Source organism: Chryseobacterium camelliae, assembly GCF_030818575.1.
Taxonomy (GTDB): Bacteria; Bacteroidota; Bacteroidia; order Flavobacteriales; family Weeksellaceae; genus Chryseobacterium; species Chryseobacterium camelliae_A.
This window is the reverse complement of sequence record NZ_JAUTAL010000001.1, coordinates 177,362-203,154: the sequence shown is the minus strand read 5'-3', so window position 1 is coordinate 203,154 and position 25,793 is coordinate 177,362. Positions and strand designations below refer to the sequence as shown.

Annotated in this window: 20 protein-coding genes and 1 pseudogene; 14 read left to right on the top strand and 7 right to left on the bottom strand. The window is 40.2% G+C overall.

Going from position 1 to position 25,793, the window contains the following annotated elements:
• Window positions 1–6 precede the first annotated feature (6 nt).
• Window positions 7–804 (bottom strand): hypothetical protein, encoded by a 798-nt coding sequence (locus tag QE404_RS00990; RefSeq protein ID WP_307445454.1) that lies wholly within the window; start codon window positions 802–804, stop codon window positions 7–9.
• A gap of 199 nt (window positions 805–1,003) precedes the next feature.
• Between QE404_RS00990 and glgP the strand changes: the two genes are divergently transcribed.
• Both glgP and QE404_RS00980 read left to right on the top strand, forming a co-directional pair.
• Window positions 1,004–2,671: an alpha-glucan family phosphorylase gene (gene glgP, locus QE404_RS00985; protein WP_307445453.1), complete on the top strand. Its 1,668-nt coding sequence runs from the start codon at window positions 1,004–1,006 to the stop codon at window positions 2,669–2,671.
• 418 nt (window positions 2,672–3,089) lie between these two features.
• The gene (locus tag QE404_RS00980; protein ID WP_307445450.1) at window positions 3,090–3,392 is read left to right on the top strand and encodes a hypothetical protein; all 303 of its coding nucleotides are present in this window, start codon (window positions 3,090–3,092) and stop codon (window positions 3,390–3,392) included.
• A gap of 297 nt (window positions 3,393–3,689) precedes the next feature.
• On the opposite strand, the gene QE404_RS00975 is transcribed toward QE404_RS00980, so the two are convergent.
• Window positions 3,690–3,884, bottom strand: coding sequence for a DUF6496 domain-containing protein (locus QE404_RS00975; protein WP_307445447.1), 195 nt, complete (start codon window positions 3,882–3,884; stop codon window positions 3,690–3,692).
• A gap of 11 nt (window positions 3,885–3,895) precedes the next feature.
• A complete protein-coding gene (locus tag QE404_RS00970) occupies window positions 3,896–4,369 on the bottom strand; it encodes a hypothetical protein (RefSeq protein ID WP_307445445.1) in 474 nt (157 codons plus the stop codon).
• A gap of 205 nt (window positions 4,370–4,574) precedes the next feature.
• Here QE404_RS00970 and QE404_RS00965 point away from each other — a divergent pair, with 205 nt between their 5' ends.
• From QE404_RS00965 to recG, 9 genes are all read left to right on the top strand, one after another.
• Window positions 4,575–5,756, top strand: coding sequence for a hypothetical protein (locus QE404_RS00965; protein ID WP_307445442.1), 1,182 nt, complete (start codon window positions 4,575–4,577; stop codon window positions 5,754–5,756).
• A gap of 11 nt (window positions 5,757–5,767) precedes the next feature.
• On the top strand, window positions 5,768–7,156 hold the full coding sequence (locus tag QE404_RS00960; protein ID WP_307445440.1) for a hypothetical protein: 1,389 nt from the start codon (window positions 5,768–5,770) through the stop codon (window positions 7,154–7,156).
• 87 nt (window positions 7,157–7,243) lie between these two features.
• Window positions 7,244–9,373 (top strand): S9 family peptidase, encoded by a 2,130-nt coding sequence (locus tag QE404_RS00955; protein WP_307445438.1) that lies wholly within the window; start codon window positions 7,244–7,246, stop codon window positions 9,371–9,373.
• 197 nt (window positions 9,374–9,570) lie between these two features.
• Window positions 9,571–11,226, top strand: a complete 1,656-nt coding sequence (locus QE404_RS00950; RefSeq protein WP_307445436.1) for a peptide MFS transporter — start codon at window positions 9,571–9,573, stop codon at window positions 11,224–11,226.
• A gap of 131 nt (window positions 11,227–11,357) precedes the next feature.
• Entirely contained in the window at window positions 11,358–13,112 is a 1,755-nt protein-coding gene (locus tag QE404_RS00945; protein WP_307445434.1) for a peptide MFS transporter, read from the top strand.
• 59 nt (window positions 13,113–13,171) lie between these two features.
• The gene (locus tag QE404_RS00940) at window positions 13,172–14,161 is read left to right on the top strand and encodes a PDDEXK nuclease domain-containing protein (RefSeq protein ID WP_307445433.1); all 990 of its coding nucleotides are present in this window, start codon (window positions 13,172–13,174) and stop codon (window positions 14,159–14,161) included.
• 21 nt (window positions 14,162–14,182) lie between these two features.
• Window positions 14,183–15,694 carry a peptide MFS transporter gene (locus tag QE404_RS00935; RefSeq protein ID WP_307445432.1) on the top strand — a complete coding sequence of 504 codons (1,512 nt, stop codon included), beginning with the start codon at window positions 14,183–14,185 and terminating at the stop codon, window positions 15,692–15,694.
• Between the two features lie 43 nt (window positions 15,695–15,737).
• Entirely contained in the window at window positions 15,738–16,271 is a 534-nt protein-coding gene (locus tag QE404_RS00930) for a thioredoxin family protein (RefSeq protein ID WP_307445430.1), read from the top strand.
• A gap of 73 nt (window positions 16,272–16,344) precedes the next feature.
• Complete coding sequence (gene recG / locus QE404_RS00925; protein WP_307445427.1) at window positions 16,345–18,429, top strand: ATP-dependent DNA helicase RecG; 2,085 nt, start codon at window positions 16,345–16,347, stop codon at window positions 18,427–18,429.
• Between the two features lie 508 nt (window positions 18,430–18,937).
• On the opposite strand, the gene QE404_RS00920 is transcribed toward recG, so the two are convergent.
• The 4 genes from QE404_RS00920 to dapA form a co-directional block, all read right to left on the bottom strand.
• On the bottom strand, window positions 18,938–19,387 hold the full coding sequence (locus QE404_RS00920) for a response regulator (protein WP_307445424.1): 450 nt from the start codon (window positions 19,385–19,387) through the stop codon (window positions 18,938–18,940).
• Entirely contained in the window at window positions 19,387–19,959 is a 573-nt protein-coding gene (locus QE404_RS00915; protein ID WP_307445421.1) for a helix-turn-helix domain-containing protein, read from the bottom strand. Before QE404_RS00915 ends, QE404_RS00920 begins: the two co-directional genes overlap by 1 nt.
• 286 nt (window positions 19,960–20,245) lie before the next feature.
• Window positions 20,246–20,749, bottom strand: coding sequence for a GNAT family N-acetyltransferase (locus QE404_RS00910; protein WP_307445418.1), 504 nt, complete (start codon window positions 20,747–20,749; stop codon window positions 20,246–20,248).
• An 82-nt stretch (window positions 20,750–20,831) separates the two neighbouring features.
• Window positions 20,832–21,707 carry a 4-hydroxy-tetrahydrodipicolinate synthase gene (gene dapA, locus QE404_RS00905; protein ID WP_307445415.1) on the bottom strand — a complete coding sequence of 292 codons (876 nt, stop codon included), beginning with the start codon at window positions 21,705–21,707 and terminating at the stop codon, window positions 20,832–20,834.
• Between the two features lie 107 nt (window positions 21,708–21,814).
• On the opposite strand from dapA, the gene QE404_RS00900 reads away from it, so the two are divergent.
• The 3 genes and pseudogenes from QE404_RS00900 to porZ all read left to right on the top strand — a co-directional run bounded on the left by QE404_RS00900 (window position 21,815) and on the right by porZ (window position 25,790).
• Window positions 21,815–22,570 carry a 5'-nucleotidase C-terminal domain-containing protein gene (locus tag QE404_RS00900; RefSeq protein ID WP_307445413.1) on the top strand — a complete coding sequence of 252 codons (756 nt, stop codon included), beginning with the start codon at window positions 21,815–21,817 and terminating at the stop codon, window positions 22,568–22,570.
• Window positions 22,570–23,521 (top strand): annotated as a pseudogene (locus tag QE404_RS00895) (bifunctional metallophosphatase/5'-nucleotidase). Before QE404_RS00900 ends, QE404_RS00895 begins: the two are co-directional and overlap by 1 nt.
• Before the next feature lies 1 nt (window position 23,522).
• Window positions 23,523–25,790, top strand: a complete 2,268-nt coding sequence (porZ, locus tag QE404_RS00890; RefSeq protein ID WP_307445407.1) for a type IX secretion system anionic LPS delivery protein PorZ — start codon at window positions 23,523–23,525, stop codon at window positions 25,788–25,790.
• Window positions 25,791–25,793: the final 3 nt, after the last annotated feature.

Sequence of the window (25,793 nt, the reverse complement as noted above, 5' to 3'; positions counted from 1 at the left end):
CGGAAGTTATTTGATATTCGTAAGGTTGCCGCAAAGATTTTCAAGGTGGAATATTTTATGGAACGGGCTTCGGACTTCCCTGAGCTGCTCTTTATCCCGGATAAAAGTGTACCTGGATGCCAGAGAGTTCATATCTGAGACGATCACAAGCCAGCATTCATCCACAGAAGAGTCATAATAAGGGAATTTTTCGTTTTTCTTTTCTATCAGTTCCATGATTTTCGCAGAGCATAACTCGTCGAAAAGGTTCATATTATATTCATGGGTAATGAAGACATTCCGGCGATGAAAGGATTTCCTGATGTTCCTGACATGCCCCGTAGGCCTGTTCCTACGGATACTTTTATAAATGGACAGAATAATTTCCTGCTGATCTTCGGGGTTGTGGAATTTAAGATTGGGCTGAAACTCTAAAAAATAAACACCACGATATTTCGTAGTGTTTTCCTGTTCCAATAATATTTCTGCCTGACGGAATATTTTATTAAGGCTGCTCTCCATTTTTTTCATTTCCAAATGGTTGATCACTTCCGTAAGTTCAATTCCGATTTTCTTGTCGTCCAGCGTGGCAATGAAGTCCGGGCTTTCGCAGGTAAGATCCTCAAACTGTACTCTGGGAAAATGATGCATAAACGCATTCAGCAGCAAAATTTCAGATTTTTTCCTGTACTTCTCCCTGTCATGCAGGGATGACTCATCTATAGCACGGTGGTATTTCTCTATCGGCTTCTTCTTCAGATGCCTGTTCAGGTAGTATAAACTAAGATTTTTAATTAAATCTTCATCAGAAAATGCTTTTTTCATGTGTTTATTTTTTGTGTTCCCCATGCAGGCAAAATGGTATGGTTTTAGTGCCTGATCTTTGATTACCAAAAAATTACATCCTAAAGGTAGTTAAAAAAAACATTCGATACACACTTTAAGTTTTAATTATCAAATAATTAATATAAAGTTTGTTTTTATAATTAATTACCTTTGCCAACTCAAAACAAAACTAGGTTTTATGGATTTTAAAAACTTTGAAATACCCTACAACGTCAATCCTAAATACGCTAAAAAAGTAGCTTATTTCTCTATGGAATTTGCCATCGAACAGGTATTAAAAATATATTCCGGCGGACTGGGATTCCTTGCAGGATCCCATATGAGAAGTGCTTACAACCTTAAGCAGGATCTTGTGGGCATCGGCATCTTATGGAAGTTCGGATATTACGATCAGGCAAGAAATCATGACCAGACCCTTCAGCCGGTATGGACGAAAAAAATGTACAGTTTTCTTGAAGATACCGGAATTAAATTCCAGATCGAAATCCATAGTGCCCCGGTTTGGGTGAAGGTATGGTACCTGGATCCTGAAATCTTCAATACAGCTCCGATGTTTTTCCTTTCCACAGATGTTCCTGAAAACGATCACGTTTCCAAAACCATCTGCCATAAGCTGTATGATGCCAATGAATCTACCAAATTGGCGCAGTATATCCTTTTAGGAAAAGGAGGTGCAAGGCTCCTGGATGAAATGAATCTAGAGCGGGAAATATACCATATGAATGAAGCTCATGGCCTTCCTGCGGCATTCCACCTGCTCAAAAAGTATAACGGTGACATGAACCGCGTCAGGGAAAAGCTGGTATTTACCACGCATACCCCTGAAGAGGCCGGTAATGAAAAGCACAACCTGAAACTTTGCTATGATATGTCGTATTTCTCAGGCCTAAGCATGGAAGAGGTGAAGCGGATTGAAGGGTCCGATGACGACCGTTTCAACCATTCCTTATGTGCCCTGAAAATGTCCGGAATTGCCAATGGTGTTTCAAAACTTCATGGTGAGGTTTCCAATACGTTATGGAGCAAATATCCCGGCATCTGCGAAATCACATCCATTACCAATGCACAGGATTTTAAATACTGGGCAGATAAACCATTGTATAATGCAATGGATGAAAATGACGAAACGGCATTTGACTTCCGTAAAAAACACCTGAAAAAAAGACTGTTTAAAATCGTGGCCGATCAGACCGGCAACCTGTTTGACCCGGATGTTTTCACGATTGTCTGGGCAAGGCGTTTTGCAGGCTACAAACGTGCCGACCTCCTGTTGCATGACAAGGACAGGTTTTACAGGCTTCTGAACAATCCGAAATATCCGGTTCAGATCATCTGGGCTGGAAAACCCTATCCTATGGATTATGCTGCGATTTCCACCTTCAACTCGCTGGTGGAAGAAAGCAAAAACAATAAAAACATGGCTGTGCTTACAGGATATGAACTTTCCCTGAGCAAATCGCTGAAACAGGGTTCTGACCTATGGCTTAACAATCCGAGGGTACCGAGAGAAGCTTCCGGTACTTCCGGAATGACCGCAGCTATGAACGGCTCGGTAAACCTGTCAACAGATGACGGCTGGATCCCAGAATTTGCGAAACACGGCGAAAATTCATTTGTGGTTCCTAAAGCGGATTATATGAACACCAGCATTTACGAACAGGATACCCACGACCTTAATACGCTGTATGAAATCCTCGAAAATGAAATCCTTCCGACCTATTACGATAAACCATCACAATGGAGGAAAATCCAGTATAATTCCATGGAGGATGTTAAAGACCAGTTTAACAGCGACCGAATGGCAGATGAATATTATCAGCTGATGTACAACCACCAGAATAAATAATCCCTGCCACAGTGTTTATAAAACAATCGGCGGAGCCTCTGGCTCCGCCGATTCCAATTTTGAAAGTATCGTAAATTAATATTGAAGAGGTCTCTTTAAGATTCAACTTTTTGGGAAGGTTGGTCTGGATCAGATTGACTCTGTTTTGTATTACAAGCTTAAAGAGGCTAAGATTGTTGTACAATTGTTTAATACATTATAGTATTAAAAAAAACTCCAGCCTAAGTTTAAAGGATAAGAATCCGAAAGTGGATCTTAAATATAAATCCTATAAAAATGATGGTTACAGAATACTATCATATCGAGACAAATGTAATAGGTTAAGGCTCATTTTAAAGGATAACCACTCGAAAATAATTGGCAGAATTGTATTTTGGTGTGAATATTGTGATTCTGATCTTAATTCAAATAAAAAACAATGAAGGCTTCAACTATTTTATCATTAGGAATTTTCTCCACAGTATTATTTTCATGCGCTACCGTCCACGATAAGCTCAACACAGGTATGATCGTAAGGGACTGCACGGGAACTTATCTCAGAGTTGGGGAACATCAGGACTACCTGGTCTGCAATTCCGAAGTTCTGGAATCTAAAAAAGATGGCGAAAAAGTATCCGTAGTATTTGATAATACAGATAAATGCCCCGAAAGAGACGGCAAAATCATGTGTATGATGTACCATGAAAATAAAGGAATGATAAGGGTGAAAAGTGTAAAGTAATCCTCAGATAATAATACAGACCTCATCTCCTGATGAGGTTTATTTATTATAATACCATTAACACAATTCAGATTTACCGAAGCTTTTATTGGGCAAAAATGAAATGCAATGAAAGAAAATCAGGTATTATGATTTTACCTAACTTTTTTTGTCAGGCATATCTTAAATTTCATTCAGCCATACAGTATAAAAATGGGTTATCAAAAAGACCAATATTTGCTTCGGAAAACAGCTTCAATATGAATTTCTATCATTAAATAAACAGAGGCTACCTCTTCAGGCAACCTCTGTTTTTTGTTATTTATCTTTGCTTTTGCTTTTAGGAGGCACTTTCAGCCCCTTTTCCTTGGCTTCAGAAATACCGATTGCCACGGCCTGTTTCCTGCTTGTTATCTTGTCTCCGGAGGATGATTTTAACTTTCCTTCCTTAAACTCATGCATCACTTTTTCTACTTTTTCCTGAGCTTTGTCTGAATATTTCTTAGTGCTCATGATTTTGATTTTTAAGATTTAGATATCGATACTCCTATTTCATATACCTTTGCATGCTTCAGGTATTTTGAACGTTCTCTTGAAGTTACCGATTCGAAATGATCATTCTTGATCACGATAATCGGGTCTTCTGAATTTTCTATCTCAAAATTCGCGATATATCGTTCATCCGGTGCATCCTCGCGCATTTTAGCTTTTATTTTCTGCAGTTCATCAGCATAATCGCGGAACCCCGGGTCGGAAGAGTGAATAAATTTATATTCATCACCAGCCTCTACGAAGTAATGGAGCTTTTTATCAATAAGATGAGCTTCATCCGTAATTTGTGGATTATCGTTTCCATCTTTAAAGCTTACTTCTACCAGTTTGCCATTTTTTTCCTGTGAATACCTTTCCGCATCATCAAAACTTGAAAATCCAGTGTAGATAGACTGGTCTTCAAGATCGTATTTGTTCAGCTTCTGGTCGTAGTCGTTCGTTTCCATAATTATTATTTAAGTATGTTATACAAAAGGATATTCAATTTTTTTGCCAAACGTAAGATCGGTTTCACAAAAACATTTTTCAAAGAATAGGGATTTGCATTTATTACAATTAAATAATATTTTTCAATTAATATTTAAATCATTTTACAATAAACTATTGGATAGTATTTAAAAAAAATTAAATTTGCAGACTAAATTTTTAAGCATGAAATGTAAGTCTATTTTAGCCGTTTTATTTCTATCGGGTGCTACTTTAGGGTATGCTCAGAGAATAGATTCGGAACAGGTTTCCTTCCAGCTATTAAAGGAACCCTTGAACCCTGTGGATTCGCAGAGCAGAAATTTTTCTGTAGTTGTAAATTCACCGTATAATATGACCAAAGAAGATGTCATCAAAGAAGCTAAGGAAAAATTCCAGAAGCAGGTAGATAATTACGACCAGAGCGTACAGGATGCCAAGCTGCAGCACGAAGAAAGACTCAAGGACTATGAGGCTGAGGTAAAAAAACTTACTGAAAAATACAAAACTGAATCTGAGCAGTATAATAAGATGAAGGCTGTGGAAAAAATTGCTATGAATGCCATGCCACCCGTATTGAGGCTCCCTTCCCGCCCGCAACTTAATGTTCCCCAAAAGCCGGTATACCGCGATCCTGATCTTAGAAGTGCTCTTATCGTAGATAATAAGGTCCTGGCATCCCAGGTTAATATTGACGGTTTTTCCAGAGGAGGAAATGCCATTGATATTTCCATCAATATGGAAAGGACGAACTTCCAGGATAATGCAGGAAAATCCTTTGCCAGCCAGCCCACGAAACTGGTGGTAAAGCAGAACGGAGCAGTAAAGATAGACAAGATACTTTTCTCAGATTTTGAAGAAATTGCCTCTTCCCCTACCAACGAGATCAACCTGAGCGACCACGAAAGGATGTACCTTCAGAAAGTGATGAATAAGATCAACGAAATTCTTGCTGATAACTTCGGGTATTCCAAAATTAATTCTACAGTAAAACTGGAAACGGTAAAAAACAAAGGGGAATATGATGATCTGGAAAAGGCTTCTATCTATGTGACCACAAACCTTAAGAAGTTGCAGGCCAGACCAGATTATACGCCGAACAAAGCTGCCCTCGAGAATATGGACAAAGGGATTACTTTATGGAAAGATGCCTTAAAGAAAATCAATTATGAGGATAAAAAGGCAGCTTATAACGCTAAAATTGCAGCCTACCTGTACATGAATCTTATCCGCCTGAACCTGGCACTGGGTAAAAAGCCTGAAGCTGAAAAATACCTGAATGAAATGCAGGAGCATTTGGTAGATATGAAGCTTTCCTTTGACCAGAACTATGAACTGAAAGGACTTGAACAGAAAATTTACAACTAATAAATCAATCCATGAAAAAAACATTTATCCTTTCACTGGCCTTAATGAGCGCACTTGCTTTCGGTCAGAATAAGAAATTCGTCTACGGAGATAACTTCGAATATAATTCCAAGTACGAAAAAGACATCAAGCTCGTTCTGTGTGATGACTACAATCAGTATGTATTCAGTGATATCAATGAAGATGGGTACAGCACTTATCCACATAAAAAGATCATCATCAGAAAACTGGACCAGAATGGCAACCTTATCGACACATACATTAAGGATTATGCTAATAAAACGAACGGCGTCCTGCATAATTATCTGGGATCGGCAGAAATTGGCAAAGATCAGTTTGTAGTGTTTACTGAAGAACTGGAAAACAGGAATAACAGGAAGGAAATCTTCCAGCACGTTTTCAACAGAAAAGACAACAATTTTACCACGACCAGCATTGCCAAGCTTTTCACGGAAGGAGGCATGAAGCAGGGAACCACTTATATGAGGTTTTCACAGAACGGTAAATATGCAGCCATCATCAATGACCGGTCTGTTTCTAAAAAAACAGCCAATACCATAGACAATATCGTGATCGACCTTTCCACCCTTTCTAAAAAATGGGACAAAGAAATTACTCTTGACACGGATTATATGGAAGCGGACGCAGCTGTGACGAATTCCGGAAGGATCCTGATCTTGAGAAAGTCTACGGGCTGGAAAGAATCCTCAAAACTGGTCTATGTTTCTGCTCAGGGTGAACAGGATATTCCCTTAAAGGAAAAACTGATCCTAAAAACCCTGACTCCGGTTTCTATTAATGATCAGGATTACCTGGTATCATTCGGGTATTTTACCGGTGTAAGGATCAACCAAAGCAACTTCGGGGACATGGCCTTTATCAACCTGCAAAACGGGAATATTGTCATGAGCGAATTTCCTCAATACAGATCAAATACTACGATGTCTGGAGTAGAAATCAGCGCTGTACAGGCCAATAACGGTAAAACATATCTGTTCGGATATGACATTAACAAAACAATGCCGCCATCCACACCCTCCAACCGTTTTCCTGATCCGATCATTTCCTACGGACCTGGTCAATGGTTTACGCTCAACTCAGATGGAACCGCAGTAAGCACTTCCGCAACACCATACGGAAAGATCGGCTATTTCATGAAGGATAACACAGGGTATTTCTTTGCAAATGAAGACAACCTTCAGCCGTATGCGATAGGAAATGTAGTAACCGATAAAAAGAAGGCCATCAATCTCTACAATAATTCTGAAAACGGGCAACGTTCCGGCTCTCCGGTACTGACCTCCATCAAATATATTCCGGAGTCTGACCGGGTAATCTACCTGAGAAAATCCGGGGAAGGCAAGCTTAACGTAAAAAGTGCCTACAACTGGAACCAATAATTTTCATTACAATAAAGCCGGCATCATCGCCGGCTTTTTTCTTGTAAAAATCACTATATTTGATGCTTTATGATATTAGAATTTAGAATGAAAAAAATATTCTTAACCCTTAGCCTGGCCGCTGCTTTCCATAGTTTCTCGGCACAGGAAATCACTTTAGATAAAATTTATTCAGGATATTACCGCGGAAAAGGTATTGCCGGGATTACTTCCATGAAGAATGGTGAGAACTACCTGGTGATTGAACCAACCGGAATTGCCAAATATTCTTATAAAACTTCCCAAAAAGAAGGAAATATCATTGACGGCCAGTTTGAAAGCTATGAATTCTCCGATGATGAATCCAAAATCCTTCTGCTCAAAGAGAGCCAGCCGATCTACCGCCATTCGTTTCTGGGGAAATTCGAGGTCAAAGACCTGAAATCCGGAAAGGTGACAAGCCTGAATAACGGAGATACGGTTCAGGAGCCAAGGTTCTCACCTGATGCATCCAAAGTAGCTTTTATTGCGGATAACAACCTATTTTATCAGGACCTGAATACCGGTAAAATCACTCAGATTACCGCGGACGGCAAGAAAAACTCTATCATCAACGGCCTTGCCGACTGGGTGTATGAAGAGGAGTTCGGGCATGCAAGACAGTATGAGTGGACCAAAAATTCTGATGCCATTGTTTTCGTAAAATCGGATGAAAGCCAGGTTCCGGAAATATACATTCCTATCTACGGAAAAACGCTTTATCCTACGGAAATGCGTTATAAATATCCTAAAGCGGGCGAAAATAATTCTGTCGTATCTGCACAGCTCTACCGTTTAGATACCGGAAAAACCATCCCGGTAAATCTTGGGGCATTCAAAAACTATTATATTGCCAATGTATTTCAGACCGCTAAACCCGATGAAATCGTCTTAATTACTTCCCAGAGGATCCAGAATGCTTCTGATGTACTGAAAGTGAATACCAAAACCGGAGCTGTTCAGAAACTTTTTACTGAAACGGATGAAAAATGGATTGATACCGATAATCCGACCCTTGAATTCCTGGAAGATGATTCTTTCCTGTGGGCATCCGAAAGAGATGGCAATCGCCACCTGTACTGGTATGATCAAAATGGTAAACTTAAAAAGCAGGTCACCAAAGGCAACTGGGAAATCACAGACTATTACGGTTACAATCCGAAGTCAAAGGAAATTTACGTTCAGACAACAGAAAAAGGGAGCATCAACAAGGTGGTTTCCAAAATCAATATCGAAAATGGAAAATCTCAGCTGATATCCAAACCGGACGGGAATAATTCCGCAAGTTTCAGCAAGAACTACAATTATTTTATCGAAACTTCCTCTACCGCTGCAAGCCCGTATACTTTTGTACTGAAAGACGGCAACGGAAAAGTGGTGAAAGAGCTTCAGAACAACAACGAACAGCTTCAGAAACTGAAAGCAGATAACTTTGTGGATAAAGAATTCATTACCATTCCGAATGCTGTCGGCGATCAGATGAATGCCTGGATCATGAAGCCTAAAAATTTCGATCCGAATAAAAAATATCCTTTGTTCATGTATCAGTATTCCGGGCCGGGATCCCAACAGGTGTCCAATTCATGGGATATCGGTAATACATTATGGTTCAATCACCTGATACAGAAAGGCTATATCGTGGCTTGTGTTGACGGACGCGGAACGGGATATAAAGGCGCTAAATTCAAAAAAGTCACGTACATGAATTTAGGGAAATATGAAATTGAAGACCAGATTACGGCAGCGAAGTGGTTCGGGAACCAGCCTTATATAGACAAAACAAGAATCGGAATGTTTGGCTGGAGTTTCGGCGGATACATGACCAGCCTTGCCATGACGAAAGGCGCAGACGTGTTTAAAATGGGGATCGCAGTAGCTCCGGTAACCAATTGGAGGTATTATGACTCCGTATATACCGAAAGATTCTTAAGGACTCCGCAGGAAAATCCTGACGGATATGATAAGAACTCCCCTACAGAATATGCCGGTTTACTGAAAGGAAAGTTTCTTCTTATCCACGGAACGGCAGATGATAATGTCCATTTCCAGAATTCCATGGAATTCTCTGAAGCACTGATTCAGAACAGGAAACAATTTGATTTTATGGCATATCCTGATAAAAACCATGGTATTTACGGAGGATACACACGACCTCAGCTGTATCAGAAAATGACCAACTTTATTCTGGAAAATTTATAGTATAAATAATAGAGTATTTAATCCCTTTTAAGTTTTTAAAAGGGATTTGTTTTTATTTGAACAATCCTTCAGCATTTAAAATGTTGAAGAGTTTATCCCCATAAGACCATTAATGCTGTTCATTACAATGGCCAATTCAATTTATTTTATCAATTAAAATTAAAAACCTATTTTTGAAAGATTTGAAATTTGCATCTATGAAAGCCAAACATCCTAAAGGGCTGCCGTTTCTCTTTTTTACGGAAATGTGGGAGCGTTTCGGGTATTACCTGATCCTCGGAATCTTCGTTCTGTATGTCATTGAACCTACCGGCCTGAAAGGCGGTCTGGGACTTCCTGACAAAACCGCCGACGATATTTTCGGGACCTATATTGCCCTAACCTATCTCACTCCTTTCATTGGAGGTTTTTTAGCCGACCGGGTTTTAGGATACATCAAATCTATTTACCTGGGAGGGATCCTTATGGCAGCCGGATATGTCGGGATGGGTGTCTTCAAGGATCTTACCTTATTTTATACGTCACTGGCATTGATTATTATCGGGAACGGCTTTTTCAAGCCTACTATTTCCACCCTTCTGGGAAACCTGTATTCTGAAGAGCCTTACAAAGCGAATAAGGACTCGGGGTACAACATTTTTTATATGGGGATCAATATCGGGGCCTTCATCTGTAATATTATTGCGGCGTTTATGCGGAATAAATTCGGATGGGGAGAAGCTTTCATTACCGCCGGTGTCGGGATGCTGGTCGGGCTGGTTATTTTTACGGTCGGTAGAAAACACTATATCCACGCAGCGCAGATGAAACCTGTACAGGAAGGAGATACGAAACTGTCCGAGATTCTGGTAAAAGTATTCTTGCCGGCTATTATTTTCGGGGCCGGAGGATGGTTTATTCCGGGAAATATTTTCGGCAGCGATAGTACCGATGCGTTTATTTTTGCCTGTATCCCGGTTATTTACTTTTATGCATCACTGTATTTCAAGGCAAAACCTGAAGAAAAGTCATCCATCGGTGCTCTTCTCTCAGTGTTTATGATCAGCATGTTTTTCTGGGCTGTCTTTAAACAAAACGGAACGGCTTTAACGAGATGGGCCAATTATTATACGGACAGAAGTGTGCCTGCCATTATGGAAAAACCCCTGGAAGACATCTACATGGTGGATGGAAAGAGTTATACAGACAGCGAAGTGCCAGTCTACGATGACCAATTCCAGTCTCAAAAAGATAAAGACGGAAAAAGCTTAAAGCAAACCGGAAAAGATGTGTATTTTAAAAATATTTCACCGGAACAGCGTTCAGAGCTGGAAAAAAATCCGCAAAAGAAAGTATATCTGTATAATACTGAGCTGTTTCAATCCATTAATCCGTTCTGGGTGATTGCTTTAACACCCGTCATAGTAGGATTTTGGGCATTTCTGAGAAGAAAGGGAAAAGAACCTTTAACGCCCACCAAAATTGTCTTAGGATTATTTATTTCAGCCTTGTCCTGCCTGGTGATGGTTGCTGCTGTGGCAGCCGGTGACAATGGCTCCGTCAAGGTATCTGCCTGGTGGCTCGTGGCCGGTTATGGCGCTATTACTATAGGAGAACTCTGCCTTTCACCAATGGGATTATCATTTGTATCCAAGCTTTCGCCGGCGAGGATTACTGCCTTAATGATGGGAGGTTTTTTCCTGGCGAACTCTGTAGGCAACAAGCTTTCGGGGATTCTGGCAAGTACATGGTACAGCTATGACAATAAAATGAATTACTTCCTGGTCAATTTCGGGCTGCTGATATTCGCCACATTATTAGGGTTTTCCATGCTGAAAAGGCTAAACAGGATTATGAAAGAAAAAGGGCATTAAGCCTGGACAATACAACCATTAATCAGGCTGCAGAACTCTTCTGCAGCTTTTTTTGGCAATTGTAAAATTAAACCTTGCCGACAACCCAAAAAAAACTATATTTGTCAGTCTTAACAAAAATTAACAATAAAATGGATAATACTGAAGCATTAAGTCCGAAACCGGATGAATGGGTAGAGAAAAAAGGTTCCAGACACCCGAAAGGTTTATGGGTGCTTTTCGGAACAGAAATGTGGGAGCGTTTTAATTTTTATGGAATGAGAGCTTTGTTGACGCTCTTTATGGTAAATTCCTTATTGATTAAAGAAGCGGATGCTGCAATCATTTACGGTGGATTTCTAGCTTTGTGTTATTTGACACCTCTTTTGGGTGGTTTTATTGCTGATAAATATATTGGAAACAGGAATGCAATTCTGATCGGTGGATCTTTAATGGCTATCGGACAGTTTTTACTGTTCATCAGTGCATCCAGTTTTTCGGCTGATCTAGGGAGTGCCAAGCTGATTATGTGGCTAGCCCTTTTCGTGATTATTTTCGGTAATGGGTTTTTCAAGCCGAACATTTCCTCTATGGTGGGAAGCCTATATCCTAAGCAGGAAAAATCAAAACTCGACTCTGCATTCACTATTTTCTACATGGGAATCAATATCGGTGCTTTTTTAGGCCAGTTCATCTGCCCATACGTAGGAGACGTAAAGGATGCCGCTACAGGAGTAAGAGATATCTTTGCGTTTAAATGGGGATTCCTGGCTGCTTCTATCGCAATGGTGGTAGGAACCGTGACCTTCTTTATCCTCAAGAACAAATATGTGGTAACACCTGAAGGAAGACCTATCGGAGGATTGCCGAAAAACAACACCAGTGCAGATTTTGAAGAAGGTGAAACCCAGACCGCAAAATTCTCCAATAAGTTCCTTGCATTTACCGGAGTGATCTTTGTTGTTCTGTTTTTTGTGTTCAGATACCTTTTGGTAGGAGAATTCGGTTTAAATTCTGTAGAAATGGGACAGCTGATCAAAGGAATCATTTATCCGTTCATTTATGCAGCAGGTATTTCCCTGGCTTTCCTGATCATGACTTCTGCTGAAAATAAAGTAGAAAGACATAGAATCTGGGTAATCTATATCGTATCTTTCTTTATTATTTTCTTCTGGGCAGCCTTTGAGCAGGCAGGATCATCATTAACGTTCATTGCTGATAACCAGACAGACAGAAGTATATTCGGGTGGAATATGCCCCCTTCCATGGTTCAGATCTTCAACGGGATTTTCGTAGTGATCCTGGCAGTACCTTTCAGTTTGATCTGGGATAAGTTAAGAGCCAAAGGAAAAGAGCCGGTTTCCCCTATGAAGCAGGCGATGGGTCTTGCCTTAATTGCCTTAAGTTATTTTATCATTGCGCATAATGTAAAAGATTTAGGAAATTCCGGGCTGCTGGCTATTAAATGGCTAATGCTGTTGTATTTCATCCAGACCATGGGTGAGCTTTGCTTGTCTCCAATCGGATTATCCCTGGTAGGTAAATTAGCTCCTAAAAGATTTGCATCATTATTATACGGTGTATTCTTTATTTCCAATGCAGCAGGATATGCTCTTGCGGGGTCTCTGGGTGCATTGATCCCAGCTACCGGTGATAAATTCAAAAAAGCTCAGGAGATGGGCATCAATCTACAGGATGTCCTTGATAAAAAAGTAACTCTTACTACAGAACAGGCCGCAGCTTTTGAAAAAGCACAATTGCCGTTAGAAAACCCTGTGTTTGCTGGATTTGAAATTCATAACCTTTTTGAATTCTTCATGGTATTCGTGATCCTGTGCGGTATTGCTGCCGTAATTCTGGCACTTATATCGCCGATACTTAAGAAAATGATGCATGGTGTGAACTAAGCATAAACAAATATTCTTTAAACCTCTGCAAAGTCAGAGGTTTTTTTTATTTTCGTACGATGGAAGTTTCCGAAAGCTCTTTATTTCATTCCATAAAGGATCTTATACAGCAGTCGCGCGAAAAAGTGTTTCGGATAGCGAACTCCACCCTCCTGCTTACCTACTGGCAAATCGGAAAATTAATCGTGGAAGACCAACAGAAAGGAAAAGAAAGGGCAGAATACGGAAGCTACACCCTGAAAAATCTCTCCCGGCAGCTTACCACTGAATTTGGAAAAGGATTTGATTATACTAATTTATCCAATATGCGCAAGTTTTACCAGGCGTTCCCAATTGTTGACACATTGTCTCAACAATTAAGCTGGTCACACTACAGACTGCTGTCCAGCCAGAGCGATAAAACAAAAAGAGACTATTATCTAAAGGAAGCAATAGAAAACAACTGGAATGTGAGAAACCTGAAAAGGCAGATCAATTCGCTGGCTTATGAAAGAATTCTGGAACATCGTAAAACGTCTGAAGAAACCATTCAGAATGTACTGAAAGATCCATACGTCTTTGAATTCCTGGGATTGAAACCGGACGAGAAAATTTCAGAAAAAGACCTTGAAACCGCTATTATTGACCACATCCAGAAATTCCTGCTGGAATTCGGGAGAGGCTTTGCCTTTGTAGCAAGGCAGCAGCACATTGCTACCGATACTTCAGACTTTTATATAGATCTTGTCTTTTACAATTACATACTAAAATGTTTCGTGCTCATTGATCTGAAAACGGGAGAACTTTCCCATCAGGATATCGGGCAGATCGATATGTATGTAAGAATGTACGATGACCTGAAGCGTGTTGAAGGTGATAACCCAACTCTTGGAATCCTGCTGTGTTCTGAAAAAGATGAAACCATTGTGAAGTATTCTGTGCTCAATGACAAGAACAACCTTTTTGCCAGTAAATATTTATTATACCTTCCTAAAGAGGAAGAATTAAAACAAATTATAGATCAGGACAGGATACGGTTCGAGCTGGACCGGGATCAGTCAGAAAATTAATTACATATACCCTAGTCAGACATGAACTTAACTTTAGATGAAATACGGGATTTTAAAGGAAAATACCCTACTCAGATCTGGAACCTTTTCTTTTCCGAAATGTGGGAACGCTTCTGCTTTTACGGCATGCGGGGAATGCTTGTTGTATTTATGATTTCCCAATTAGGGTTTGGTGAAGAAAAAGCCAACCTTCAGTACGGCGCAACCCAGGCTTTTGTATATGCATTCACATTTGTGGGGGGATTATTTGCAGATAAAATCCTCGGCTTCAGGAAGTCGCTTTTCTGGGGCGGGCTTCTGATGATTGCCGGAAGTATTATCCTTTCCCTGAATCCACATGATTATTTTTTCTTCGGAATTTCATTTACGATTATCGGCACCGGCTTTTTTAAGCCGAACATTTCCACTATGGTCGGGAAACTATATAGGTCCGGAGATACAAGAACTGATGCCGGTTTTACGTTGTTTTACGCAGGGATTAACCTTGGGGCGCTTCTTGGAGGGTACTTCTGCGTTGCCATTGGGCAGGGAGACGTTTTTTCTGATTATATCCCCCATGATAAAACCTGGAATATAGCATTCAGCCTTGCTGCTGTGGTGATGGTGATCAGCCTTATCAATTTTGTATTCACACAAAAAAAACTGGGCCCTATCGGGTTGCAGCCTGGACATCCATTATCAGATCAGCCTGAGAGAAAAATAAAAAAATGGCAGGAAATAGCTGTTTATATAGGAACATTGGCCATTATTCCACTCATCATGACTATGGTTTCGGTTCCTCAGTACACCAACTACTTTATGTATATTGTTGGCCCCCTAACGCTGCTCTATCTTTTATATGAAATGACCAAAGTAACGCCTGCAGAAAGAAATAAACTCATTGCCGCATTGGTCTTTATCATCTTCTCCATTATTTTCTGGGGCATTTATGAACAGAGTGGAGGCTCACTGAGTATTTTCGCAGCCAAGAACCTGAACAGGGATCTTTTCAATCTTAATCCTAACGGAGTTAATAACTCAGGAGGAGCTTTTTTTATCCTTCTGCTGGCTGTTCCTCTCGGCTTGCTGTGGATTTGGTTGGGCAAAAGGAAAATCGAACCGAATACGATTATTAAATTCGGTCTCGGCTTCCTCTTCCTGGGTCTTGGATACTATGTCATATTTGCTACCCGCTATTTTGCCAATAGCCTAGGAATTACTTCGTTAAGCATATTTACCATCGCCCTTTTCATTATTACCCTGGGTGAAATGTGCCTCTCTCCTATCGGTCTTTCCATCATGACAAAGCTTTCCACGAATAAGTTACAGGGTGTTATGATGGGAATGTGGTTCTTGGCTTCTGCTTATGGACAGTACGTTGCCGGAATCATTGGTGCCCAAATGGCAACGGCAAAGGAAGGCTCGTCAAATTATGATGCCCTGATCACCTATACCGAAGGCTATAAACAGCTGGGACTGTATTCCGTAATCGCAGGTGTCCTTCTCATTATTATTTCCCCATATGTTAGAAAATTAATGCAGGATGTAAAATAGGAATCCGCAAATAATGCTTATTTTTACTTATAATATACAAGTCATGAAGAAAATACTAAGCATTATTTGCCTCTTCTGGCTAAGCTTCAGTTTTGCCCAGGTTAAATGGATGACTATTGAAGAAGCCCTGAATGCCCAGAAACAGCATCCAAAAAAAATACTGATCGATTTCTATGCAGACTGGTGTGGCCCATGTAAAATCATGGATAAGACAACGTATGGAAATACGGTTATCACTGAGATGCTGAATGAAAATTTTTATCCGGTAAAATTTAATGCAGAGGAAAAGAGGACCGTCAATATATTTGAAAGGAAATTCTCAAACCCTGATCATACCCGTAAAAAAGGTAAAAATTCACTTCATGAATTTACTCAATATATGAATGTAGCTGCAGTACCCAGCACTGTATTTCTGGATGAAACGGGAAGTCCCATTACCCTTCTGCAGGGAGAACTTTCTGCCCGTGAACTTGAGCCTTACCTGGAACTGATATCCAAGAACCTGTACAAAAAGATACGTACCCGGCAGCAATGGGAAGAATACCAGAAAAAATTTAAATCCAAATTGAAAAATTAAAAGTTCCGTAGAAGTTTTGATCATTAGATTTTAAAGTTTACTCTATTTTCCCGAAATTAGAGGCTCATTTTTCATGACTTTAGAAACTTCCATAGAATACGTAAAAGGGATCGGCCCGGAGAGAGCGAAATTAATCAGGAGCATCCTGGGAATGACTACTGTGGAAGATCTCCTGAACTTCTATCCTATCCGTTACCTGGATAAAAGCAAAATATACAAAGTATCCCGTCTGCACGAGGCCAGCCAGGAGATTCAGCTGAAAGGCAGGATTTCCCAGGTACAGGAAATTCAGAACGGTAAGACTAAAAGGCTTTCTGCAAAATTCAGTGATGATACGGGAACCATGGACCTAGTCTGGTTCCAGTATTCCAAATGGCTCAAGGAACAGCTGCCTGTAGGCCGTGAAGTCTATATTTTCGGAAAAGTAAACTTTTTCAATGGCCAGTTTTCCATGCCCCATCCGGAGATTGAAGCCGAAGAAAAAAAGGAAAATGACAACAGGCTGAAGCCCATTTACCCCAGTTCTGAGAAACTCGTTAAAAGAGGTCTGAATCAAAGATTTTTCCAGGTAGTGCTGAAAAATATCTGCAAAGAAATCCCGGAACTTATTCAGGAAAACCTTCCCGGCTATATTACCAAAGCATTCGGTTTTCTGTCCAGGCAGCACACCTACCTTAACATCCATTTCCCGAAAGATACGGAGCACGCTGAAAAAGCAGATCACAGATTAAAATTTGAAGAGTCTTTTTTCTTCCAGCTTGGATACGGACTGAAGAAACGCCATCATAAAACGCATTCCAGAGGGAATCCTTTTCCAGTGATCGGAAAACATTTCACTGATTTTTATGACCATTGCCTCCCTTTTGATCTTACCGGAGCCCAGAAGCGGGTACTTAAGGAGATCCGGCAGGATATGAAAAAACCTGTGCAGATGAACAGGCTTCTCCAGGGGGATGTAGGTTCCGGGAAAACAATGGTAGCTTTACTCACCATGCTTATTGCCATGGATAACGGATTCCAGAGCTGCCTGATGGCACCCACTGAAACCCTTGCCCAACAGCATTACAACGGCATCAAAGATCTTTTGCAGGATACACCGGTGAATGTTCGGTTATTAACGGGTTCCACAAAGGCTTCAGAACGGAAAATCATTCATCAGGAGCTTGAAAGCGGTGAGCTTTCTATTCTGGTTGGTACCCATGCAATTCTTGAGGATAAGGTTAAATTCCACAAGCTCGGACTGGCAGTTATTGATGAACAACACCGCTTCGGGGTAGCCCAGCGCGCCAAACTGTGGGCAAAGAACAGCATTCCGCCGCATATCCTGGTGATGACGGCTACGCCTATTCCCCGAACCCTCGCTATGAGTTTCTATTCGGATCTTGACGTATCAGTCATTGACGAGATGCCGGTGGGCAGGAAACCTATTATTACCGCTCACAGACGAGAAAAAGACAGGACTTATGTGTATAATTTCTGCCGGGATGAAATCAAAAAAGGAAGGCAGGTATATTTTGTATATCCGCTGATCGAAGAATCTGAAACACTTGACTATAAAAATCTCATGGAGGGCCTGGAACACGTAATGGATGCTTTTTCAGACTATAACGTAAGCATGCTGCACGGCAGGATGAAACCTGACGAAAAAGATGCGGCCATGAACTATTTCGCTTCAGGCAAAGCTGAAATTATGGTTGCCACGACCGTAATTGAAGTGGGTGTAAACGTGCCCAATGCTTCTGTCATGGTGATTGAAAGCGCTGAAAGATTCGGGCTTTCACAGCTTCACCAGCTGCGCGGACGTGTAGGAAGGGGTGCCGAACAGAGCTACTGCATCCTGATGACCTCAGATAAACTGACAACTGAAAGCAGAACACGCATCAGGACAATGACAGAGACCAATGACGGCTTTAAGATTTCCGAAGTGGATATGCAGCTGCGTGGGCCGGGAGATATCCTGGGCACCCAGCAAAGCGGTGTGGTAGATTTTAAAAAGCTGGATCTGGTAAAGGATTCTGCTATCATCAAGACCACTAAGAAAGCTGTTGAAAAAATACTGGATAAGGATCCCCTGTTATCTCTTCCTGAGCACCAGCTTATCAAAAGTTATTATCTGAGATACTACCGGGGTAAAAACAAATGGAGTAAAATTTCATAAAAAACCGCACAAAGCATAGCTTTGTGCGACCCCCTTATAAAACTGTTATTCAGAAGAAATAATCTCGTTGAAAATTAAGCTGAAATCATTCAGATTCTATTCCCAGCAAAGATGTATATATGTTGCTATTATTTGCTTGAATTTTCTCATGATCCTAAAAACAAAATGAATTATGTTTCCGGTATGCTTATTATAAAAACTAACTGTTGTCCACTAAAGGAAGAATAATAAAATGAAACGAAAGGATTCCCTTAATAAGATAGAGTTTTCATGATTGTACCGTTTATTTAAAGATCTTCTGCGCTTAAAACCGGAAATACATATAATTCATTTTGTGACTGATATTGTAAATGTAATTTGGTGTTTTCTAATAAAGTTCCCTATCGCTTTCCTTACAAATATGGCAATAAATTAAGTTCTGTTTCTTATATGATTTTTATAATTCATTACAAAATTCTCATGCAAATACAATTATTATGTTATAACTAACATTAAATCAACCGAATTTTTAGTCCACTCGCATTATAAAAGTATCAATACTTAATGCCGAAGTATGGTATTGCCAGCTCGCGCTTACGACTTCCAGCAATAGCTTTTTCAATGCCTGATAATTGCCCGGTAATTTCATAAAGACATTGCCGCCTTTTATAAAAATTTCTTCAATCTGTTCTTCTGTAAGGCCCGGAGAATAGATAACGACAATAAGTTCGGAGAACTTGGGGTCTGATTTTATTCTGTTGAGATAATTAAGTGATTCTTTACCCGGAAGGTGATAATTCATGAAAAGCATCCCCGGTATTACAGCATCAACCGTACTTAAATATTCCATCAAAACCCTCCCGTTATCAAATTCCAGCGACCTTACCGGGATTTTTGCATCTTTACAAATATTTTTGAAAAATATTCTGTTTACTTCATCGTGATCAGTCACAATGACGCTCAGATTTTCATTATTCATTATGATATTTTATGATTCGCTGCGCTTTCTAATCTTCTTCTTTTGCTCATTATTTTCTGGAATTGCGAAGGCGTAAGCCCGGTTGTATTTTTAAACTGCGAGCTCAGGTGTGCCACACTGGAGTAATTAAGCTTACGGGCAATCTCAGTAAGATTTTGTTTACCTCTGACAATCAACTCTTTGGTATATTCAATTTTTTGCAGAATGATAAAATTTTCAATCGAGGTACAGGCGATTTCAGAAAAAAGATTGGAAAGGTAACCGTAGCTGTGGTCTAGTTTTTCTGAAAGATAAACTGATGCTTTTACAGGAATAATTTCATCTGAAAAAACCAGCTGAACAATAGCAGCCTTGATCTTCTGCACCAAGGCAATTTTCTGGTTTTCTATGACTTCAATACCATAGTCTGCAAGTTTATTCTGGAAAATCCTATGCTGGTCCTGATTTAAAGATTCGTACAGCTCTACTTCTCCAAAGCTGAGAAGCCGGTACCGGAGACCATGTTCCTTAAGCTGCTGATCCAATACCTTTCTGCAAAGTGTATTGATATCAAATTTTACGTACAGTTTCATCCTGATATAGTGTTATGGTGTGTTAAAATATGCGTAAATATAGCAATTTATGTCATTTTATCGTGAGTTAGGAAGATTTTTTTTTCTTGATCTGATAAAATAAAAACTCCTGCATTATATAACACAGGAATCAAACACTAAGGATGAAAAAATATACTGATATAAGCAAAAACTTAAATCAGTTATATGGATGTATCGTCACGTCTGTTTTGTTGCAATGCAAAGATGCATCAAACCGAAACGTCACATGTTATAGAATTACATTGTATTCTTACATAATTTTTAGTCAACCCTCGGTGAAAAACTCCATTAGGTAGTCATCCATTATATAACCATGGCCAATGTCAAAAACGCCTTCATCATAAACGGTATAGCCCTGGGATTCATAAAATGCACGTGCAGGATTGTATTTATTGACATTCAGGATAACCCTTTTATCTCCCGCTTCAATGGCATGGTCGTTCAGGAATTTAAGTGCTTTTTTACCGAAGCCTTTTCCCTTGCTTTCCGGAACCAGATAAATACGGTGCAGCTTTGTCGTTTCAGGTTCATAATGGTTTTCAAATCCTATAAATCCAAGAAATTCTTCATGATGCTCATCCATCAACAGATAATAATGGTAATTCCTGTGTTGAAGATGGGCGGAAATTTCTTTTTCGGAATACATATTTTCAAGCATGTAGCTGATCTGATCCTCAGAAAGGATGTCTGAATAAGCGCTCTTCCATGATCTGGCGGCTAAATCACGGATGAGCGGGATATGTGTTTCTGTGGCTGGTATAAATCTCATATATTTTGCTTCAATGAAAAAAAGTGAAAGACATCAGCCTTTCACTTTATGGTTTTATATTCAGTTAAACTGTAGCGAATGACTATTGAATACAGGCCATTTCAGCCTTAATTTTATCATAAAGCCCTTCGGATGCCTTTACAAGCGGAAGACGAAGGTGGTTCTTAATAATTCCTTTTTCAGTTAAAATCACTTTAACCCCGCATGGATTTCCTTCAGCAAAAATCAGCCTCGTCATATCTACCAGCTTATTGTGTATGGCATAGGCTTCCTGTATTTTCCCTTCAAATGCCAGCTGGACCATCGTGGAAAACTCTTTAGGGTAAGCCTGACCAATTACGGAAATCACACCATCACCGCCGGCTAAAGTTACCGGAAGCGTAAACTCATCGTCTCCGGATACCAGGGAGAATCCTTCAGGTTTTTTCCTTAGGATGTCAAAGTACTGCAGAATATTCGGAGCAGCCTCTTTAATCAGGAACAAATTCGGGAATTCCCGGGCAAGGCGCAAAGTAGTTTCTGCCTCAATATTCTGGCCTGTTCTCGATGGAACGTTGTAGATAATGATCTTCTTACCTGTGGAAGCCAGCACCTTGTAATGCTGGTAAAGCCCTTCCTGGTTAGGTTTATTATAGTATGGAGAAACAGACAGGACTGCTTCAAACGCGGAAAGGTCAGTTTCTTCAATCTGCTTCTTTACTTCAAGGGTATTGTTGCCTCCTATTCCCAGTACCAAAGGAAGGCGCTGGTTATTTACCTTAATGATATGATCGGTCACCTGCTTCTTTTCTTCAGCAGAAAGTGTTGCCGCCTCTGCCGTCGTTCCCAATACCACCAAATACTTAGTCCCGTTTTCTATGTTATATTCAACTAGCTTGGTAAGGCTGTCGAAGTCTACGGACAAATCTTCATTAAAGGGCGTTATCAGGGCAACACCTACTCCTTTTAAAATGCTCATCTGTTAGAATTATTTTTTTCAAATTTAATAATTTAGACCAAGAATTTATCATAAATAATCATGTTTTATTATACATATAATTATATTTGCATATACTAAAAGATCTTATGAAAAATAAATTCTTATTATTAGGAATTGCTCTGGCTTCCCTTACCTCATGCGGCACAACTGCTCTTCAGGTAGCCCAGGTGAAAACAGAGAAGAATATTTCTATTAATAAAGAGCTCAAGGACGATCAGGAATTTGTACGTGTTATTGAACCATACAAGCAAAAACTGGAGCGGGAGATGAACCAGAAAATTTCCCATACCAATGTAGACCTTACCAAGCAGGGAGATAACAGCAACCTGGGCAATCTTTTAGCAGATTACATCTTTGACAGTGCTAACCAATGGGCAAAAGCACATCTGAACAGGAATGTGGATGCTTCCGTGATCAATATTGAAGGGATCAGAACGGTGATCGGAAAAGGAGATATCATGCTGAGAAATATTTATGAAGTGATGCCGTTTGAGAATGAGTTGATTATTGTCAAAATGAAAGGTACAGATCTTCAGGGTCTTTTTGATTATTATGCCAGAACACAGATCAACAATCCCGTATCTCATTTATACATAGAAACGCTGGATAAACATCTGGTAAAAACACTGATTGACGGAAAACCTGTTAATCCGGACCAGGAATATTATATTGCTACTTCAGATTATCTGGCTTTAGGCGGAGATAATATGACGTTTTTTTCCAAAGGGGAAATGATTTCTACAGGAATCAAACAAAGGGACCTTTTCATAGAATATTTCAAAAACAACCCGGAAATTGTGCCTCCCACAGATATCCGTTTAAAATTTATGGGTAAAAAATAATGAATAGAAAAAGTTTTTTTAAAACCGTAAGTGGCGGAACCCTGGCAATGGTCCTGGCTCCGAACATCCTGATGGCGAAGGAAATGAATATCAGTTCATTGAAAGCAGCCAAAAAACTGACTATTCTCCACACCAATGACCAGCACAGCAGAATCGAGCCTTTTGATTCAAGCTATAAAAGAAATCCTAACCAGGGAGGTTTTGCCAGGCGGGCTACCCTAATCCAACAGATCAGGAATCAGGAAAACAATGTATTGTTGCTGGATTCCGGGGATATTTTCCAGGGGACACCTTACTTTAATTTCTTCGGAGGCGAACTGGAATTTAAGCTGATGTCCATGATGAAATATGATGCTTCCACGATGGGGAACCATGATTTCGACAACGGACTGGATGGCTTCCTTAAAGTATTGCCTAATGCCCAATTCCCGTTCATCTGCTCCAATTATGATTTCAAAAATACGGTTCTGGACGGAAAAACCTCTCCTTATAAGATATTTAACAAAAACGGAATTAAAGTCGGGCTTTTTGGTGTAGGCATCGAGCTTAAGGGACTTGTAGGAAAGAAACAGTATGGTGAAACCGTGTTATTCAGATCCTGTTGATGTGGCCCAGCACTATGCCAGCTTCCTGAAAAATGACCAGAAATGTGACCTGGTCATCTGCCTTTCCCATATCGGATATGACTATACGGATGAGCCGGATAAAGTGAGCGACAAAATCCTGGCGGCCCGTACAGAAAACATCGACCTTATCTTAGGCGGCCATACCCATACATTTTTGCCGGAGCCTCAGATATTCAAAAACAGACAGGGAAAAAATGTACTGGTGAACCAGGTGGGCTGGGCCGGACTTCTTTTAGGAAGAATAGATTTCTTTTTCGATCCCAATAAAAACATACAGCATATTTCCTGGAATAACCAGGCTATCGACAGCAGCATAATCGCATAATATGAAAAAACTCTCTTTAATTTCTCTTGGTATTTTAGCCTCTATCAGCCTGATGAATGCACAAACGATTTCATCTAAAAAGTGGGCGGATCTGTTTTCTTACAATAACGTACTGGTGATGAAAGAAGACAACGGCAGGATCATTGCGGCTACGGAAAACGGAATTTTTTACTATACCGCTGCTACAGGAGAAATTACAAAGCTGTCTAAAGCCAGCGGATTGCATGAAGTGAAAATTTCTGCATTCGATTATAATCCGCAAACGAAGACCGGACTTATAGGATACCAGAACGGTTCCCTGGACGTTATCACTCCGGATGGCATAACTTACGTTGTGGATATTCCTATCGCTACCGGCTATAACGGAAGTAAGAAGATCAACCATATTTCCATCAGCGGCGACAAAGCGGTGATTTCTGTGGGTTATGGTGTTTCCATTTTTGACCTGAAGAAAAAAGAGTTCGGTGATTCTGCATTTTTCCTGAATGGTGTCTATGAGGCCAGCAATGAAGCTACTATAGTGGGCAATAAGGTCTTTTCGGTTACCAATTCTGGACTGAAAAGTCATGAAATGAATGTTACATTTCCGGTGTACTCCACCTGGACAACTGAAATGACAGGCACTTTTACGCAGATCGATTCAGACCCGGTACTGAGCTTTTCATCTCCCACAACAGCATATATCTATAATAACGGCGTTTCTACGCCACTGTCACAAACTTTTACCAGTGTAAAAGATATTGTTGTAAGCAGCAACAATATTGTGGTGACGGACAAAAACAGAATCTATACTTTCAACACCAATGGAAATTATACCAGTACGGTAAGTTTTGGTGAAGAATGCAATACAGCAGCCATTATCGGAGGAAAAGCTTATGGCGGAACCGTTGTATCAGGTATTAAAGATGAAAGCAACAGCATCTATAAACCGGATGGTCCTTATTTTAATTATGCCTATAAAATCAATCTTTTCAGTGATAATCAGATGCTGGTCTCCTCGGGAGGAAGGTCTAATAGGTTTAATCCCCCTTTGGATAACCCTAAAAATCCCGGTTTCTATTATTTCAATGGCATGGAGTGGATTTATCCTTCTTACTTCACCGGCGGAAATGCTGTATTTAATGTACTGGATGCCATTGCCAACCCGGCAGATAATAGCGAGGTGTTCTTTACCAATTATGTTATTGCTAACGGACACGGAATTTACAGGATGAAGTACAATGCTTCCAAAAAAGATTTTGATTTTGTTAAGTATTATGACCTTGGATCTCCGAGTATTTATGATTACCGGCCTGTAGGCTTTACTTTTGATGACCAGAATAACCTGTTTGCCACAGTGTCTTTCGGAGCCAATACCAATGCTGTAGTTGCCCCTTATGACAGGGCGGGGGATAAGTTTCTGATCAAAGAGACAGGAGTAAGTATTGCAACACAAAAACCTCTCTTCTATGAAGGTTTATTGTGGATTCCGCTTCCGAGAACAAATAATTTCATGGCCTACGATTATAAAAATACCCCGACTAATCTTTCTGATGATGTGAGCTATGTCCTGAACCAAAGCAACGGTTTTTCCGCAAACTCCAACGGCACGGTCTCGGTAGCCATTGACAAATCCGGAGATGCATGGATTGGTACAGACAGCGGATTAAGGATCCTGCCTAATGCTGCAACGGCTATTAAAACGCCGACCAGTGCTGTAGTGGAGCCGATCGTTATTGAACAGAACGGTCTTGGCGAGGAACTCTTCAGGGATTCACAGATCCTCCAGATAGAAGTGGATGCCGGAGACCATAAATGGGTGTCTGTAGATGGCGGAGGCGTGTATTATTTATCTTCCGATGGCCAGCGGACCATTAAACATTTTACCAAAGAAAACTCTCCTTTACCCACGAACAGTGTTACCGATATCAAGGTGGACCGCAAAACCGGAAAGGTATATTTTGTTTCCTATGACGGAATTGTAACCTATCAGGGAGATGTGGCAGATGTTACCTCCAATTTCGGAAATGTACTGGTTTATCCTAACCCTGTAGTGTATTCTAATTTCAAAGGAAAAGTAACCATTAAAGGATTGGCAGAGAAAACCAATATCAGGATCACGGATGCTGCAGGTAACGTAGTGCATTCAGCAGTAGCCCGAGGCGGTTATTACGAATGGGACCTAAATAACCTGAAGGGAAAAAGAGTAGCTTCAGGAATCTATTTCGTGCTGATGACGAACGAGGACGGTTCTGACAAAGCAACAGCGAAAATTGCTGTAGTTAATTAATTG